This window comes from Pseudomonas sp. B13(2017) (genome assembly GCF_002113245.1).
Lineage (GTDB): Bacteria > Pseudomonadota > Gammaproteobacteria > Pseudomonadales > Pseudomonadaceae > Aquipseudomonas > Aquipseudomonas putida_Z.
In genome coordinates, this window is the sequence record NZ_NEJX01000019.1 from 45,259 (window position 1) to 61,286 (window position 16,028).

A 16,028-nucleotide genomic window follows, 5' to 3' on the forward strand; every position below is an offset into this window, starting at 1 on the left:
GGGGCGCGAAGCGGCCCCAGAATTTGTGCCGATGGCTGAAATCGCCGGGGCTGCCTTGCAGCCCTTTCGCGACACAAGGCCGCTCCCACAGGGGGGGACCGCGTAGGTTCACTGATACCAAGGAACTAGAAAACTCCGCACTGCGGGCAATTGTTGGCAAGCAGGTCGGGACCAAGAATTCCCGACACACCGGGAAGTTTTCCCGGATACAACAAAAAAACCAAAGGTAGCCGTCATGACCCGATCCACACGTCGTCCCGTGTTCGCCTTGAGCCTGGTGCTCAGCGCCATGCTGCTTGCCGGTGCAGCCCACGCCGCTGTCAGCAATGAAGAAATTCTCCAGGACCCGAAGAACCCGCAGCAGATCGTGACCAATGGCCTGGGCGTGCAGGGCCAGCGCTACAGCCCGCTGAACCTGCTCAATACCGACAACGTCAAGGACCTGCGGCCGGTCTGGGCGTTTTCCTTCGGTGGTGAGAAGCAGCGCGGCCAGCAGGCCCAGCCGCTGGTCAAGGACGGGGTGATGTACCTGACCGGCTCCTACTCGCGGGTGTTCGCCGTGGACGCCCGAACCGGCAAGAAGCTGTGGCAATACGATGCGCGCCTGCCCGATGACATCCGCCCGTGCTGCGACGTGATCAACCGCGGCGTGGCGCTGTACGGCAACCTGGTGTTCTTCGGCACCCTGGATGCCAAGCTGGTGGCGCTGAACAAGGACACTGGCAAGGTGGTATGGAGCAAGAAGGTGGCCGACCACAAGGAAGGCTACTCCATCAGCGCCGCGCCGATGATCGTCAACGGCAAGCTGATCACCGGCGTTGCCGGCGGCGAGTTTGGCGTGGTGGGCAAGATCCAGGCCTACAACCCGGAAAACGGCGAGCTGCTGTGGATGCGCCCGACCGTGGAAGGGCACATGGGCTACGTGTACAAGGACGGCAAGGCGATCGAGAACGGCATTTCCGGCGGCGAGGCCGGCAAGACCTGGCCCGGCGACCTGTGGAAGACCGGCGGTGCGGCGCCATGGCTGGGCGGCTACTACGACCCGGAAACCAACCTGATCCTGTTCGGCACCGGCAACCCGGCACCGTGGAACTCGCACCTGCGCCCGGGCGACAACCTGTATTCCTCGTCGCGCCTGGCCCTGAACCCCGACGATGGCACCATCAAGTGGCACTTCCAGAGCACGCCGCATGACGGCTGGGACTTCGACGGCGTCAACGAGCTGATCTCGTTCAACTACAAGGACGGTGGCAAAGAGGTCAAGGCCGCCGCCACCGCTGACCGCAACGGCTTCTTCTACGTGCTGGACCGCACCAACGGCAAGTTCATCCGCGGCTTCCCCTTCGTCGACAAGATCACCTGGGCCACCGGCCTGGACAAGGACGGCCGGCCGATCTACAACGAGGCCAGCCGGCCGGGGGCGCCGGGTAGCGAGGCCAAGGGCAGCTCGGTGTTCGTGGCGCCGGCGTTCCTCGGTGCCAAGAACTGGATGCCGATGGCCTACAACAAGGACACCGGGCTGTTCTACGTGCCGTCCAACGAGTGGGGCATGGACATCTGGAACGAAGGCATCGCCTACAAGAAGGGCGCGGCGTTCCTTGGCGCCGGCTTTACCATCAAGCCGCTCAACGAAGACTACATCGGCGTGCTGCGCGCCATCGACCCGGTCAGCGGCAAGGAAGTGTGGCGCCACAAGAACTTCGCGCCGCTGTGGGGTGGGGTGCTGACCACCAAGGGCAACCTGGTGTTCACCGGCACGCCGGAAGGCTTCCTGCAGGCGTTCAACGCCAAGACCGGCGACAAGGTCTGGGAGTTCCAGACCGGCTCCGGCGTGCTTGGCTCGCCAGTGACCTGGGAAATGGACGGCGAACAGTACGTTTCGGTGGTTTCCGGCTGGGGCGGCGCGGTGCCGCTGTGGGGCGGCGAAGTGGCCAAGCGGGTCAAGGACTTCAACCAGGGCGGCATGCTCTGGACCTTCAAGCTGCCCAAGCAGCTGCAAACGGCAAGCGCCAGTCGCTAAGCCGATAACCTGCCGCTTGCTGCAGGAGGCCCTGCGGCAAGCGGCCCTACTACCAAATGACGAGAGCCCCGCTGCCAACGATGCATTCGCCCGGCAGGCGGGGCTTTTTACCATCGGCCCATCGCCTGTCGCCGGACAGGCATCGACCCGCAGAGGCTCAGCATGATCTACGCACAACCCGGAACCCCAGGCGCCATCGTGTCCTTCAAGCCACGCTACGGCAACTTTATCAACGGTGAATTCGTGCCGCCGCTGGGCGGCCAGTACTTCACCAACAGCTCGCCGGTCAACGGTCAGCCGATTGCCGAGTTCCCGCGCTCCGGCGCCCAGGACATCGAGCAGGCCCTGGACGCCGCGCATGCCGCTGCCGAGGCCTGGGGCAAGACCTCGGTGCAGGACCGCGCCCTGGTGCTGCTGAAGATTGCCGACCGCATCGAACAGAACCTCGAAGTACTGGCCGTTACCGAAAGCTGGGACAACGGCAAGGCCGTGCGCGAAACCCTCAACGCCGACGTGCCGCTGGCGGCGGACCACTTCCGCTACTTCGCCGGCTGCATCCGTGCCCAGGAAGGCGGCGCCGCCGAGATCAACGAAGGCACCGTGGCCTACCATATCCATGAGCCGCTGGGCGTGGTCGGGCAGATCATCCCGTGGAACTTCCCGCTGCTGATGGCCGCCTGGAAGCTCGCCCCGGCCCTGGCCGCCGGCAACTGCGTGGTGCTCAAGCCGGCGGAACAGACGCCACTGTCGATCACCATTTTCGCCGAGCTGATCGCCGACCTGCTGCCGGCAGGCGTGCTGAACATCGTCCAAGGCTTTGGCCGCGAAGCCGGCGAAGCCCTGGCCACCAGCAAGCGCATCGCCAAGATCGCCTTCACCGGTTCCACCCCGGTCGGCTCGCACATCATGAAATGCGCCGCCGAGAACATCATCCCGTCCACCGTCGAACTGGGCGGCAAGTCGCCGAACATCTTCTTCGAAGACATCATGCAGGCCGAGCCCGCGTTCATCGAAAAGGCAGCCGAAGGCCTGGTGCTGGCGTTCTTCAACCAAGGCGAGGTGTGCACCTGCCCGTCGCGGGCGCTGATTCAGGAGTCGATCTACGAGCCGTTCATGGCCGAGGTGATGAAGAAGATCGCCAGGATTACCCGTGGCAACCCGCTGGACACCGCGACCATGGTCGGTGCCCAGGCATCGGAGCAGCAATACGACAAGATCCTTTCCTACCTGCAGGTTGCCCGGGAGGAGGGCGCGCAGCTGCTCACCGGTGGCGCTGCCGAACGGCTCGACGGCGACCTGGCCAGCGGTTACTACATCCAGCCGACCCTGCTCAAGGGCAACAACAAGATGCGCGTGTTCCAGGAGGAGATCTTCGGCCCGGTGGTGGGCGTGACTACCTTCAAGGACGAAGCTGAAGCCCTGGCGATCGCCAACGACAGCGAGTTTGGCCTGGGCGCGGGGCTGTGGACCCGTGACATCAACCGTGCCTACCGCATGGGCCGTGGGATCAAGGCCGGGCGTGTGTGGACCAACTGCTACCACCTGTACCCGGCGCATGCCGCGTTCGGTGGCTACAAGAAGTCCGGGGTGGGCCGCGAGACGCACAAGATGATGCTCGATCACTACCAGCAGACCAAGAACCTGCTGGTGAGCTACGACATCAACCCGTTGGGCTTCTTCTAAAACCTGGGATGGCCTCGGGGGCTGCTTTGCAGCCCATCGCAGGCAAGCCAGCTCCCACAGGTACTGCACAAGGTTCAAGGCCCATGCAGTACCTGTGGGAGCTGGCTTGCCGGCGATGAGGCCAGGGCAGGCTCACCATTGCTTTTGAAGCCAGTGCCACCCTGTGGGAGCGGGCGAGCCCGCGAAGAGGCCGGCGCTGCCATGCACAGATCCACAGCAGCTCTGTGTTACCCCTACCAACGCACCCCGCAAACCTGTCCCAAAGTAGCATTCGGCCCCGCCGCCCCTCGTGCATTAATGCCTCTACCGGAATCGCCCGGCACCAAGAAGAGGAATGCCCCATGTGGACTAAACCCGCCTTTACCGACCTGCGCATCGGCTTCGAAGTGACGATGTACTTCGCCAATCGTTGATGCCTGTCCGGCCATCACCGCGATGGCCGGTTCTTCACTGAGCAAGCCTGTTGTGAACCTGATCGATCGCGAACAAGCCCTGGCCTTGCGCAAGGGCTTTCGCCTGCGCTGGGAGCCGCGCCAGGCGTGCCATGTGCTGCTGTACCCCGAGGGCATCATCGAGCTCAATGCCAGTGCCGGCTGGGTGCTCGAGTTGCTGGACGGCCAGCGCAGCGTGGCGGCTGTCATCGACCGCCTGGCACAGCGCTTCCCTGGTGTGCCGGGGCTCGACGAGGACATCCTGGCGTTCCTGGAGGTGGCCCGTGCCAAGTACTGGATCGAATGAGCCATGGTCACGCTTTGGTCTGGTTGCTTTCGCTACGGGATGCTTTACGCTGGCGGTTACCTTCCAGAACAATAAGAACAGGCTTCCCGATGAGCCAGAGTTTCAGCCCGCTTCGCAAGTTCGTTTCGCCCGAGATCATCTTTGGTGCCGGCTGCCGGCACAATGTCGCCAATTACGCCAAGACCTTCGGTGCGCGCAAGGTGCTGGTGGTCAGCGACCCCGGTGTGATTGCCGCCGGTTGGGTGGCGGACGTGGAGGCCAGCCTGCAGGCCCAGGGCATCGACTACTGCCTGTACAGCGCCGTATCGCCCAACCCGCGTGTGGAAGAGGTGATGCTTGGCGCCGAGATCTACCGGCAAAACCACTGTGATGTGATCGTCGCGGTCGGTGGCGGCAGCCCGATGGATTGCGGCAAGGCCATCGGCATCGTGGTCGCCCACGGGCGCAGCATCCTCGAATTCGAAGGCGTGGACATGATCCGCGTGCCCAGCCCGCCGCTGATCCTGATCCCGACCACGGCCGGCACTTCGGCGGACGTGTCGCAGTTCGTGATCATTTCCAACCAGCAGGAGCGCATGAAGTTCTCCATCGTCAGCAAGGCGGTGGTGCCGGACGTGTCGCTGATCGACCCGCAAACCACCCTGAGCATGGACCCGTTCCTGTCGGCCTGCACTGGTATCGATGCGCTGGTGCATGCCATCGAAGCCTTCGTTTCCACTGGCCACGGCCCGCTGACCGACCCCCATGCGCTGGAGGCCATGCGCCTGATCAACGGCAACCTGGTGGAAATGATCGCCAACCCCACCGATATCGCCCTGCGCGAGAAGATCATGCTGGGCAGCATGCAGGCGGGGCTGGCGTTTTCCAATGCGATCCTGGGTGCGGTCCACGCCATGTCGCACAGCCTGGGCGGGTTCCTCGACCTGCCGCATGGCCTGTGCAATGCGGTGCTGGTGGAGCACGTGGTGGCGTTCAACTACAGCTCGGCACCGGAGCGTTTCAAGGTGATTGCCGAAGTGCTGGGTATCGACTGCCGCGGCCTCAACCACCGGCAGATCTGCGCGCGTCTGGTGGAGCACCTGATCGCCCTGAAGCATGCCATCGGCTTCCACGAAACCCTGGGCCTGCACGGGGTGCGCACGGCCGATATCCCGTTCCTGTCGCAACATGCGATGGATGACCCGTGCATCCTCACCAACCCGCGTGCGTCGAGCCAGCGTGATGTCGAGGTGGTCTATGGCGAGGCCCTCTGACGAGCAGCAACGGGCGCTGGCCGGGCTGCTGGGGCTGGGCGACCACTCGGCGCGCAAGAGCCATTACCCGGAGCTGGCGGCGCGCCTGGACGAACTGGAGGCCGAACGCAACCGATACAAGTGGCTGTTCGAAAACGCCGTGCACGGGATTTTCCAGGCCAGCCTGCAAGACGGCATGCGTGCCGCCAACCCGGCGTTGGCACGCATGCTCGGTTACGACAACCCGCAAGCGTTGCTGTTTCCGCTGACGGACCTTGCCGACAACCTGTTTGTCGGCGGGGCCGAAGAATTGCACGCCATCACCGCCACCCTCGCCCGTGAACGCAGCCTGCACGGCTATGAAACCCGCTTGCGGCGCAAGGATGGCAGCCACCTCGATGTGCTGATGAACCTGTTGCTCAAACCCGGCCAGGAAGGGCTGGTGGAAGGGTTTGTCGCCGACATCACCGAACGCAAGCTGGCCCAGCAGCGCCTGCAGCAACTGAATGACGAACTCGAGCAACGGGTGGCCGCCCGCACCGATGAACTGCTTGAGGCCAACCGCAACCTGCAACAGCAGATCGCCGAGCGCAAACAGATTGCCCGCGCCCTGCGCGATGCCCGCGACGCCGCGGAAACCGCCAACCGCAGCAAGGACAAGTACCTCGCTGCCGCCAGCCATGACCTGCTGCAACCGCTGAATGCTGCGCGGCTGCTGATCTCGACCTTGCGCGAAAGGCCATTGCCAGACGCGGAAAAGGTGCTGGTGGAGCGTACCCACCAGGCCCTGGAGGGCGCCGAAGACCTGCTGACCGACCTGCTGGACATTTCCCGGCTCGACCAGGCGGCGGTCAAGCCGGACGTGGCGCTGTACCGCCTCGACGAACTGTTCGGGCCACTGGTCTCGGAGTTCCGCACGGTGGCCGATGCGGCAGGCCTGAAGCTGCGCGCGCGCATTGGCGACTACGCCATCAGTACCGACCTGCGGCTGATGACGCGTATCCTGCGCAACTTTCTCAGCAACGCCTGCCGTTATACCGACGAGGGCAGGATCCTGCTGGGGGCCAGACGCCGCGGCGATCACTTGCGCCTGGAGGTGTGGGATACCGGGCGGGGCATCGCGGCGGATCGGCTGCAGGCCATTTTCCTCGAGTTCAACCAACTGGACGTAGGCCGCGCCGCCGACCGCAAGGGCGTGGGCCTGGGGTTGGCGATCGTCGAGCGGATCGCCAAGATTCTCGGCTACCGCATCGAGGTGCGTTCGTGGCCGGGGCGTGGCTCGATGTTCAGCATCGACGTGCCGATCGGCGAAGCCATGCCGCTGCCTATCCACCAGGCCGCGCCGCAGCCGGGCGCCGGCAACCCGTTGCCGGGCCGCCGCCTGCTGGTACTGGACAACGAAGTGAGCATTCTCGAGAGCATGGGCGCGCTGCTCGGGCAGTGGGGCTGCGAAGTGGTTACCGCGACCGACCAGGCTGGTGCCTTGCTGGCCTTGCAGGGGCGGGCACCGGAATTGATCCTGGCGGACTTTCACCTGGACCACGGTGTTGTCGGCTGCGAGGTGGTCAGGCACTTGCGTGAACATTTCGGCGTCGCCATTCCTGCGGTGATCATCACCGCCGACCGCAGCGATCAGTGCCGACGCTCCTTGAACAAGCTCGGTGCGCCGTTGCTGAACAAGCCTGTCAAACCGGGGAAGTTGCGTGCGGTGTTGAGCCAGTTGCTGGGCTGAAGCCTCAACCCCATGGCCTTGCGCGGCCCCTTGTAGGAGCGGCCTTGTGTCGCGATAGGGCTGCGAAGCAGCCCCGGCAATTTATGCATTTGCGCTGAAATCCTGGGGCTGCTTCGCAGCCCTATCGCGACACAAGGCCGCTCCTACAGGGGGCGCGCAGTGCCAGGTGGCTGTTCCTGAAATGGGACTCTGTGTTGCGGATGTCAGCCTGTCACGGCTCTGCCTGGCTGGTTATCTTACCGGGGCGCCATTGTTTGGGCGAAGTCATACCAAACGCATCCAACCCGAGTAAGGAAAACATCATGGCCTTTCAATACAAGCGACTGGACAAGAATAACGCCGCCGTACTGCTGGTGGATCACCAGACGGGTTTGCTCTCTTTGGTAAGGGATATCGAACCTGACCGTTTCAAGAACAATGTGCTGGCCCTGTCGGACCTGGCCAAGTACTTCAAGTTGCCGACCATCCTCACCACCAGCTTCGAGAACGGCCCAAATGGCCCGCTGGTGCCCGAACTCAAGGAGCAGTTCCCTGACGCGCCGTACATCGCGCGCCCGGGCAACATCAATGCCTGGGACAACGAAGACTTCGTCAAGGCGGTCAAGGCCACCGGCAAGAAACAGCTGATCATCGCCGGTGTGGTGACCGAGGTTTGCGTGGCCTTCCCGGCACTGTCGGCCCTGGAAGAAGGCTTCGATGTGTTCGTGGTCACCGATGCCTCCGGCACCTTCAACGAACTGACCCGTGATTCGGCCTGGCGCCGGATGGAAGCCGCCGGCGCGCAGCTGATGACCTGGTTCGGCGTGGCCTGCGAGCTGCACCGCGACTGGCGCAACGACATCGAAGGCCTGGGCACGTTGTTCTCCAACCACATCCCGGACTACCGTAACCTGATGACCAGCTTCAGCAAGCTTTCGAAGTAATCCGGCCGGGGCGCCATGCGCGTGCATGGCTCCCCGATCGCTTGTGTCACACGTCAGTTTTGTGCCGCCGGTGCCTGCGCCTCGAGCAGGGCGGTACCCAACCTGTCGTCAGTTAATCTGCTTATATGTCTTACGGTTGCTCGACTCGCGCACTTGAACGGTAATGTGAGTGTGCTCGCGGATGCGTAGAGACGCCTCCAGCTCATGAATCAACCCGGCCCGGAATGCCATGCGCCCATGCGCGGCTCCCTGGCCGTGTCCCGAGGTGCCGGATGGCTCCACTGATTTCCTATTTCAAGATGGCCTTGAACCCTGGCCGTGGGGTGCTGTTCTTCGCGCTGCGTACCATCGTTGCAGGCCTGTTGTGCCTCTACCTGGCGTTCATCTTCGACCTGGAGCAACCGAAGTGGGCGCTGATGACCGTGATCATCATCAGCCTGCCGTTGGCCGGCATGACCCTCAAGCGCAGTTTCGCCCAGGTACTGGGCACCGCAGCGGGGGCGGCCATGGCGGTGGTGATCATGGCCTTGTTCCCCCAGGCGCCAATGCCTTTCATCGTCTGCCTGGCCCTGTGGCTGGCGTTCTGCACGGCGGGCGGCACGCTGCTGCGCTATACCGACTCGCATGCCTTCGTCCTCAGCGGGTTTACCGCCGTGGTGGTCGCGATGCTGGCCGTGCCGGAACCGGACGGCATCCTCCTGCTGGCCATCACCCGGTTGACCGAAACCCTGCTGGCGGTGGCCTGCGTGGCCGTGGTCAGTTTGGTGAGCGCGCGCCCACAGGCAGTGGCGCATGGCTACTTCAGCAAGGTCGATAGCCTGGTCAAGCTGATCGCCCGGCACGCCGCCGAGGTGGTGCGCAGCGAAGAGGATGAAGCCGCGCTGCACCAGCGGCAGGCGCAACTGATCAGCGAGATCAGTGTGCTGGAAGGCCTGCGCCGCCATCTCTATTTCGATGCGCCGCACCTGCGCAACGCCGATGGGCTGGTGCAGCTGCTGGCCAACCAAATGGTGCTGCTGGTGTCGCGCCTGCTGGTATTGCGCCAACAGCGCGAGTTGATCAAGCAGCACTGGCAAGGGCCGTTGCCAGAAGAAATCCAGCTGTTGCGCCAGGACGAGCTGGACAACCTGGAGGCACTGGCCCGTGACGGCGTGAAGTTGTCGGCGCAGCGCCGCGAAGCGATCCACCACCTGTACCAGCGCTTCGACGCCGCCGCTGACCGGGTCGAGTTTCTCGACGAGCCCTTGCCCCCGCGCATGCGCTCGCTGGCCTGGGCCCTGCGCTGGGAGCAGGCGCGCCTGCTGCAGCAGCTGAACGAACTGATCGAGCTCAACGAGGCGATCCAGCAGCGCAGGGGCGCCAGTTGTCCCCACGCCCAAGGGCAAGCCAGCGCGCTGCATCTGGACTTCCGCCTGGCCGGCATGAACGCCGTGCGGGCCTTCCTGGCGCTGTTTCTCGCCGGTTGGTTGTGGATCGAAACGGCCTGGGACGGCGCGCGTTCCGGGGTGATCCTGATCGGTGTCATGTGCTCGCTGATGGCGACGCTGCCGCGGCCGTTGCTGGCCAGCCAGAACTACAACCGTGGCCTGCTGGTCGCGCTGCTGTTGTCCGCCGTGTACCAGTTTGCCCTGCTGCCGATGTTCACCGATTTCGAAATGCTTGCCGTGTGCCTGGTGCCGTTGCTGTACCTGGCGGCCGTCGGCCTGGCCAGCCCCATGACAGCGGGCATCGGCATGGGCATCGGGTTGATCAGCCTGTTGATGATCGGGCCGCAGAATGTCGGCGCCTACCACAACAGTGCCATGCAGTGGTTCGAGTTTGCCGGTGGCTATGCGGCGGCTGGCGGGCTGGCGATGGTGGTGTTCGCCCTGGTGTTCCCGTTCAACCCGCAAAAGCGCATGGCCCGGCTGTTCCGCCAGACCCGCGAGGATGTGCATGAGTACGTGACGGCACCTGCCAGCGTGGCGCGTCAGTTCGATTTCGAGAGCCGTATGCTGGACCGCCTGTCGGCGATGATCGGCCTGTTGCCCGCCGCCACTGATGCGCGCTCCCGGGAGCTGTTCGATTGCAGCCTGGTGTGCCCGGCGCTGGCCATTGCGCTGGGCCAGGCGCATGCCCAGTGCGTCAACCTCACGGTGCTGCCTGAAGGCACGAGGGCGCGTTTGCGCCTAGGGTTGCAGGAGATGGCGGATCTGATCGGCGCACGCCGGCGGGTGGATGTGGACGGGCTGTTGCGCGAGCTGGCCGAGCTTGCCGAAACCCTGGATGCGCTGCACCAGGCACACGCCGAGGCGGGCCGCGAGACGCTGCGGCAGTTGTTCATCCTGCGGGTCGCGCTATCGGTTGTCGGCCAGTTGTTGCAGCGCTATCGACCGGTGCTGGCAGCGCAGACGTTGCCTGAGGAGGAGGGCGCCTATGCCCGTTGATTTCGAGTTTGGCGGGGTCTACCTGCCGCCGATTGCCCAGGCGTTGTTGCTGGGGTTGCCGTTGTTTCTGGTGCTGGACGCCCTGTTGCGGCGCAGTGGCGTGCTGGCGCGTGTGTGGCACCCGGCGCTGTTGCAGGGCGCCTTGTATGCCGCGATCTGCGCGGCGCTGGTGTTGTCGATGGGAGCGAGTGCCTGAATATGCCTGTGTTGAAACCTGTTCTTGCCAAAGCCGTGACCCTGGCGGTGCTGGCGCTTGCGGTGGTGCTGGGCTGGTTTGCCTGGGACTACTACACCCGTGCGCCCTGGACCCGTGATGCCCGTGTGCGGGCCGATGTGGTGACCCTGTCGGCCGAGGTGGCAGGGCGCATCATCGAGCTGCCGGTGCAGGACAACCAGTTCGTCAGGCAGGGCGACCTGTTGCTGCAGATCGACCCGGCGCGCTACGAGCTGGCCGTGCTGCATGCCGTGCGAGCCGTCGAAGTCGCGCGTGCGGCGCTGGGGCAGTCGCAGGCCGCCATCGTCGCCAACGAGGCGCAGCTCAAGCAGCGGCGCAGCGAAGAGCAACGCCGACGCAAGCTGCAATCGATGTCGGCAATCTCTGCCGAAGAATGGGAAAAGGCCGGCACCGACGTGGCCGTGGCCCAGGCCGACCTGCTGCGCGAACAGTCCAACCTCGGCCTGGCACAGGCCAATGTGCAACTCGCCGAGGCCACGCTGCAGCAGGCCCGGCTGGACCTCGAACGCACTCGGGTCAGCGCCCCGGTCAGCGGTTACGTGACCAACCTGCTGACCCGCCAGGGCGACTATGCCCAGCCGGGCATGCCGCTGCTGGCGCTGGTCGACAGTTCGTCGTTCCACGTCAGTGGCTATTTCGAGGAAACCAAGTTGCCGAAAATCAAGGTGGGCAGCCGTGCGCGCATCGCCCTGATGAGTGGCGAGGTGCTGGATGGCACGGTAGAGAGCATCGCCTATGCCATTACCGACCGCGAGAACCAGCCGGGCAACCGCCTGCTGGCCAACGTCAACCCAAGCTACACCTGGGTCAAGCTTGCCCAGCGGATCCCGGTACGGCTGCGCCTGGAGCGCAGTGCCGATGCACCACCCTTGCGTGCGGGGACCACTGCCACCGTGACCATTCTCGAATAGCTGGGGGTGGGCGATGAGCATGATGTTCGATTTGAATGAGCTGTACCTGTATACCAAGGTGGTCGAGTGTGGCGGTTTCGCATCGGCCGGGCGCGCGCTCGGCCTGCCCAAGTCGCGGCTGAGCCGGCGAGTCGCCAATCTGGAGGACCGCCTGGGGGTGCGCCTGATCCAGCGCTCCACCCGGCAGTTCGCGGTCACCGAAGTGGGGTTGGAGTACTACCATCACTGTATGTCGATGGTCGATCGGGCATTTGCTGCCGAGGACGCGATCCAGCGCAGCCGCGCCGTGCCCAGCGGCATTGTCCGGCTGGCCTGCAGCACCTCGCTGCTGGATGCACGCCTGGCGCCGATGCTTGGGCAGTTCATGGTGCAATGCCCGGCGGTGGAGTTGCTGGTGAAGAGCTACAACCGGCGGGTCGATGTGATCGGCGAGGGCTTCGACCTGGTCCTGAGCGTGCGCCATCAACCGCTGGAAAGCAGCGAGCTGGTGATGCGCAAACTGGCGCAGAGCCGCCAGTGCCTGGTGGCTTCGCCCGGCTTGCTGGCGCAGTACGACCGCCCTCTGCAGCCTGCCGACCTGTTTGAACTGCCCAGCCTTGGCTGGGGGGCGAATGTTCAGGAGTACGTCTGGGACCTGGACGGCCCCGAAGGCGGGGTGGCGTCCATTCGCTTCCGCCCACGGTTGGTCTCCGACGATATCGCGGTGCTGTACCAGGGCGCGCTCGCGGGCGTGGGCGTGGTGCTGCTGCCAGCGGATATGGTGAAGGATGACCTGGCCGCCGGGCGTTTGCTGAACGTGCTGGAGAGCTGGGTACCCAGGATGGGCGAGATAATCGCCCTGTTTCCTTCGCGGCGAGGGCTGACGCCTGCGGTGCGGGAGTTGATCGACTTTCTTGCGGTGGCGTTCGAGCGGTCGGCGTAGCGCCTTTGACCGGGCGCAGCGTTCACCAGGCAGAACGCTGCGGCGCATTTCATCACCTACCGTCCGTTGCGTCGTGCAACTATCATTCAGGCTTTGCAGCCTGTGCAGCAGGGTGGCCACAGGCAATCGTCAATCAGGAGTTTCAATGTCAGAGCGAGCAATCCGCGCTTCGTTTGCAGGCGTGGCGTACCAGGTGAACGTGACAGATGGCCAGCACCAGTGGGCCAGCGATGTTGATGCGGCGGCAGGCGGCGGGGATGTCGGGCCGTCACCCCATGGGCTGTTGCTGTCATCCCTTGGCGCCTGCACCTCCATCACGGTTGCCATGTACGCACAGCGCAAGGAAATGCCGCTGCAAGCCATCGATGTGGATATCCGCATCGAGCAGGAACAACTGGGGCGCGAACCTCGGATCCAGATCGCTCGTGACATTCGCTTGAGCGGGCCGCTGAGCGAGGAGCAACGCACGCGCTTGCTGGAAGTTGCCAATGCCTGCCCCATTCACAAGGTGTTGAGCGGCGAAATCATCATCGCCAGCAAGCTGGTTGGATGAGGCCAGGCGCAGCGTTGCGCCTGCCGGCTGCCGGTTAGAGGAGCAGCACATGGGCACATGCGCCAACTATCCCTTGGCGGGCATGAGGTGCACGGCGATGGCGACCCTCGACGCGAATCGGCGCCTGCTGCTTTGCCCGTTGGGGCTTGGCCTGGTGCTTGCGGCGCCTGCCCAGGCCGACAACGCCCTGGGCCAGAAGGACAACATCTTCACCGGTGTCAATGACCGGCAGGCCGTGGAACTGGGCATCCCGCCCGGGCTGGTCGAAGGCGCGCGCCTGGATGCGCTGGTGAGGAACTACTATTTCCAGCGCGATAACCACTCTGACCTGGTACCCCGCGACCCGACCGAATGGGCCCAGGGTTTTCTGTTTTCGTTCCGCTCGGGCTTCACCGATACGCCTGTCGGGTTGGGCGTGGATGCGCACGCCTTCCTCGGCATCAAGCTCGATGGCGGCGGTGGAAGTGGCGGCGCTGGCTTGCTCCCGCTGGACTCATCGCTCAAGCCGGGTGACACGTTTTCCAGTGCCGGCGCGGCGCTCAAGCTGAGGTACCTCGACACCTTGGTGAAGGCCGGCGACCAATTGGTCGAGAACCCGGTGGTGGCGAGCGGCACAAGCCGCCTGTTCCCGCAGACGTATCGTGGCGTCACCCTGAAGAACCATGGCATCGACGACCTGTGGCTGGATGCCGGGTTCGTGGAATCTACCCGGCTGCGCAACCAGAGCGGCCACTCTCACCTGGTCACCGCCTACGGCGCGCGCAACAGCGCGGGTGTGGCGGCGGACCGCGAAAGCCCTCATACCGGCTGGCTTGGCGCGGTGTATGGCCGGCCGCAAGGGCTGCAGCTGACCGTTTATGGCGGCCAGCTGGAAGACATCTGGAATCAGTACTACCTGGGGGTTTCGCAGGTGTTTCGGGTCAATGATGCGCTGCTGCTCAAACCCTACCTGCACTACTTCAAGACCCAGGACCAAGGGCGCAGCCAGCTGGGTGACATCGATAACGACACCTACAGCGCCGGTATCTCCGCGACAGCCTATGGCCAGACCCTGACCCTGGGCTTGCAGAAGGTCGACGGCCGAACGCCGTTCGACTACATCACGCAGAACGACCGTGTCTTCCTTTACCTGAGCAACTCCCAGCAATTTGCCGATTTCAACGGCCCGGGTGAAAAGTCCTGGCGCCTGCAGTACGAAACCAGCCTGGCGCCGCTGGGGGCGCCCTCGCTGCAGTTCATCGCGGCCTACACCCGTGGCGAGGCCGACCTCACCCGGGTCGACCCAGCAAGCGTCGGTTATGGCTATATCTACAACCCGGACGGCAAGCACGCCAAGCACTGGGAACGCGACCTTGCCCTCAAGTACCAGGTGCCAGCCGGCCCGGCGAAGGACCTGTCGTTGACCCTGCGCTGGGCAACGCACCGCGAGGGTGATGGCTATACCGCGCCCGGCAATACCCGCGGCAACTCCAGTGCCGATGAGTACCGCCTGATCGTCGATTACCCGATCAGCCTGTTCTGATTGCGTGATGTGCGTCGGCCACGACGCACAGGCCCGCTGAAGGGATGATGCTTGGTCATGCAAGTCTGATGTGACATCGATTGGGGCTGCTTTGCAGCCCTTCGCGGGCACGCCCGCTCCCACAAGTACGGTGCAGGCCTCAAGGAATGCACCATCCTGTGGGAGCGGGCGTGCCCGCGAAGGGCCGCAAGGCGGCCCCGGCCTGACATCGGCCAGGCGCCGGCATAGCGCCGGTCATTCCCAGATATGTTCGGCCAGAAAGTCGATCAGGTTGCGCACTGAGGGCAACAGGCCGCGGCGGGAAGGGAACACCGCATGGACGATGCCGCAGCGCGGTTCCCATTGCGGGTTGAGCTCCACCAAGCGGCCGTTTTCCAGGTCCTGGTCAACCACCATGAACGGCAATTGCACGATGCCTACACCGTCAAGCGCCGCCTGCCGCAGTGCGCTCATGTCATCGGTGATGTAGCGCGGCGTGTGGCGGATTTCGGCATGCGCGCCGTCGAGCCCTTCAAGTTGCCAGATGTGGTCCCTGGGTGGCCCCCAATCCAGGCTCGGCTGCTCACCCAGATGCTCTGGTTCGACGGGCAGTTGCAGCGCCAGCCGCTCCACCAGCGAGGGGCTCGCGACCAGCCGCTGCGGGCTCCTGGCCAGTGTGCGCATGACCAGGTCGCTGTCCTCCAGCGGCGGGAAGCGCACCCGCAGCGCCAGGTCGAGGCCTTCGCCCAATACATCCACACGGCGGTTGGTGGGTTCCAGGTGCACCTTCACTTTCGGATTTTCGGCCATGAATCGACTGACCAGCCCGCCAACCCGGTAATGCAGCAGGGTTGTCGGGCAGCTCATGCGCACGGTGCCCTGGGGCTCGGCGCGGGTGCGTTCGACCACCCATCGGGCCGCTTCCGCTTCCACCAGCATGGCCCTGCAATGCTGGAAGAACTCCTGGCCCGTCTCGGTCACCGAAAAATGTCGGGTGGAACGCTGGAGCAGGCGTACGCCCAGGCGCTCCTCCAGCTGCAGGATGCGCCGGCTGAGTGTTGATTTCGGAATGTTCAGTGCCCGCCCGGCCGGTGCGAAACCGCCGTGCTCGACGACTTGGGCGAAGTAATACAGGTCGTTCAGGTCTTCCAT

General features: G+C 64.4%; 14 protein-coding genes. 13 read left to right on the forward strand and 1 reads right to left on the reverse strand.

Translation table 11 applies throughout. From position 1 onward, the window contains the following. Window positions 1-235 precede the first annotated feature (235 nt). From pedH to CAG44_RS21900, 13 genes are all read left to right on the forward strand, one after another. Entirely contained in the window at window positions 236-2,020 is a 1,785-nt protein-coding gene (gene pedH, locus CAG44_RS21840; RefSeq protein WP_025339553.1) for a PQQ-dependent alcohol dehydrogenase PedH, read from the forward strand. Window positions 2,021-2,182: 162 nt separating this feature from the next. Further along, complete coding sequence (locus tag CAG44_RS21845) at window positions 2,183-3,703, forward strand: aldehyde dehydrogenase family protein (RefSeq protein WP_025339552.1); 1,521 nt, start codon at window positions 2,183-2,185, stop codon at window positions 3,701-3,703. 341 nt (window positions 3,704-4,044) lie between these two features. After that, window positions 4,045-4,116 (forward strand): pyrroloquinoline quinone precursor peptide PqqA, encoded by a 72-nt coding sequence (gene pqqA, locus CAG44_RS21850; protein WP_003253598.1) that lies wholly within the window; start codon window positions 4,045-4,047, stop codon window positions 4,114-4,116. 52 nt (window positions 4,117-4,168) lie between these two features. Further along, entirely contained in the window at window positions 4,169-4,441 is a 273-nt protein-coding gene (gene pqqD / locus CAG44_RS21855) for a pyrroloquinoline quinone biosynthesis peptide chaperone PqqD (protein WP_025339551.1), read from the forward strand. An 89-nt stretch (window positions 4,442-4,530) separates the two neighbouring features. Next, window positions 4,531-5,694: an alcohol dehydrogenase-like regulatory protein ErcA gene (ercA, locus tag CAG44_RS21860; protein WP_025339550.1), complete on the forward strand. Its 1,164-nt coding sequence runs from the start codon at window positions 4,531-4,533 to the stop codon at window positions 5,692-5,694. After that, window positions 5,678-7,405, forward strand: a complete 1,728-nt coding sequence (locus CAG44_RS21865; RefSeq protein WP_085588095.1) for a NahK/ErcS family hybrid sensor histidine kinase/response regulator — start codon at window positions 5,678-5,680, stop codon at window positions 7,403-7,405. Before ercA ends, CAG44_RS21865 begins: the two co-directional genes overlap by 17 nt. A 302-nt stretch (window positions 7,406-7,707) precedes the next feature. Then, window positions 7,708-8,328, forward strand: a complete 621-nt coding sequence (gene ycaC / locus CAG44_RS21870) for an isochorismate family cysteine hydrolase YcaC (protein ID WP_046613875.1) — start codon at window positions 7,708-7,710, stop codon at window positions 8,326-8,328. Between the two features lie 272 nt (window positions 8,329-8,600). After that, window positions 8,601-10,754, forward strand: a complete 2,154-nt coding sequence (locus tag CAG44_RS21875; RefSeq protein WP_085588098.1) for an FUSC family protein — start codon at window positions 8,601-8,603, stop codon at window positions 10,752-10,754. Then, window positions 10,744-10,950, forward strand: a complete 207-nt coding sequence (locus CAG44_RS21880; protein WP_025339545.1) for a DUF1656 domain-containing protein — start codon at window positions 10,744-10,746, stop codon at window positions 10,948-10,950. Before CAG44_RS21875 ends, CAG44_RS21880 begins: the two co-directional genes overlap by 11 nt. A gap of 11 nt (window positions 10,951-10,961) precedes the next feature. After that, window positions 10,962-11,900 carry an HlyD family secretion protein gene (locus CAG44_RS21885; RefSeq protein WP_085588350.1) on the forward strand — a complete coding sequence of 313 codons (939 nt, stop codon included), beginning with the start codon at window positions 10,962-10,964 and terminating at the stop codon, window positions 11,898-11,900. A 22-nt stretch (window positions 11,901-11,922) separates the two neighbouring features. Then, window positions 11,923-12,822, forward strand: a complete 900-nt coding sequence (locus CAG44_RS21890; protein ID WP_085588352.1) for a LysR substrate-binding domain-containing protein — start codon at window positions 11,923-11,925, stop codon at window positions 12,820-12,822. A gap of 145 nt (window positions 12,823-12,967) precedes the next feature. Next, window positions 12,968-13,375: an OsmC family protein gene (locus CAG44_RS21895; RefSeq protein ID WP_025339542.1), complete on the forward strand. Its 408-nt coding sequence runs from the start codon at window positions 12,968-12,970 to the stop codon at window positions 13,373-13,375. A gap of 97 nt (window positions 13,376-13,472) precedes the next feature. Then, on the forward strand, window positions 13,473-14,897 hold the full coding sequence (locus CAG44_RS21900; protein WP_085692976.1) for an OprD family outer membrane porin: 1,425 nt from the start codon (window positions 13,473-13,475) through the stop codon (window positions 14,895-14,897). Window positions 14,898-15,131: 234 nt separating this feature from the next. On the opposite strand, the gene CAG44_RS21905 is transcribed toward CAG44_RS21900, so the two are convergent. Continuing rightward, entirely contained in the window at window positions 15,132-16,028 is an 897-nt protein-coding gene (locus CAG44_RS21905) for a LysR family transcriptional regulator (protein ID WP_085692977.1), read from the reverse strand.

Bases quoted from the DNA above. Each gene is read 5' to 3' on its own strand.
- pedH (WP_025339553.1), top strand. From the start codon at position 236: ATGACCCGATCCACACGTCGTCCCGTGTTCGCCTTGAGCCTGGTGCTC.
- CAG44_RS21845 (WP_025339552.1), top strand. From the start codon at position 2,183: ATGATCTACGCACAACCCGGAACCCCAGGCGCCATCGTGTCCTTCAAG.
- ercA (WP_025339550.1), top strand. From the start codon at position 4,531: ATGAGCCAGAGTTTCAGCCCGCTTCGCAAGTTCGTTTCGCCCGAGATC.
- CAG44_RS21865 (WP_085588095.1), top strand. From the start codon at position 5,678: ATGGCGAGGCCCTCTGACGAGCAGCAACGGGCGCTGGCCGGGCTGCTG.
- ycaC (WP_046613875.1), top strand. From the start codon at position 7,708: ATGGCCTTTCAATACAAGCGACTGGACAAGAATAACGCCGCCGTACTG.
- CAG44_RS21875 (WP_085588098.1), top strand. From the start codon at position 8,601: ATGGCTCCACTGATTTCCTATTTCAAGATGGCCTTGAACCCTGGCCGT.
- CAG44_RS21880 (WP_025339545.1), top strand. From the start codon at position 10,744: ATGCCCGTTGATTTCGAGTTTGGCGGGGTCTACCTGCCGCCGATTGCC.
- CAG44_RS21890 (WP_085588352.1), top strand. From the start codon at position 11,923: ATGTTCGATTTGAATGAGCTGTACCTGTATACCAAGGTGGTCGAGTGT.
- CAG44_RS21895 (WP_025339542.1), top strand. From the start codon at position 12,968: ATGTCAGAGCGAGCAATCCGCGCTTCGTTTGCAGGCGTGGCGTACCAG.
- CAG44_RS21900 (WP_085692976.1), top strand. From the start codon at position 13,473: ATGGCGACCCTCGACGCGAATCGGCGCCTGCTGCTTTGCCCGTTGGGG.
- CAG44_RS21905 (WP_085692977.1), bottom strand. From the start codon at position 16,028: ATGGAAGACCTGAACGACCTGTATTACTTCGCCCAAGTCGTCGAGCAC.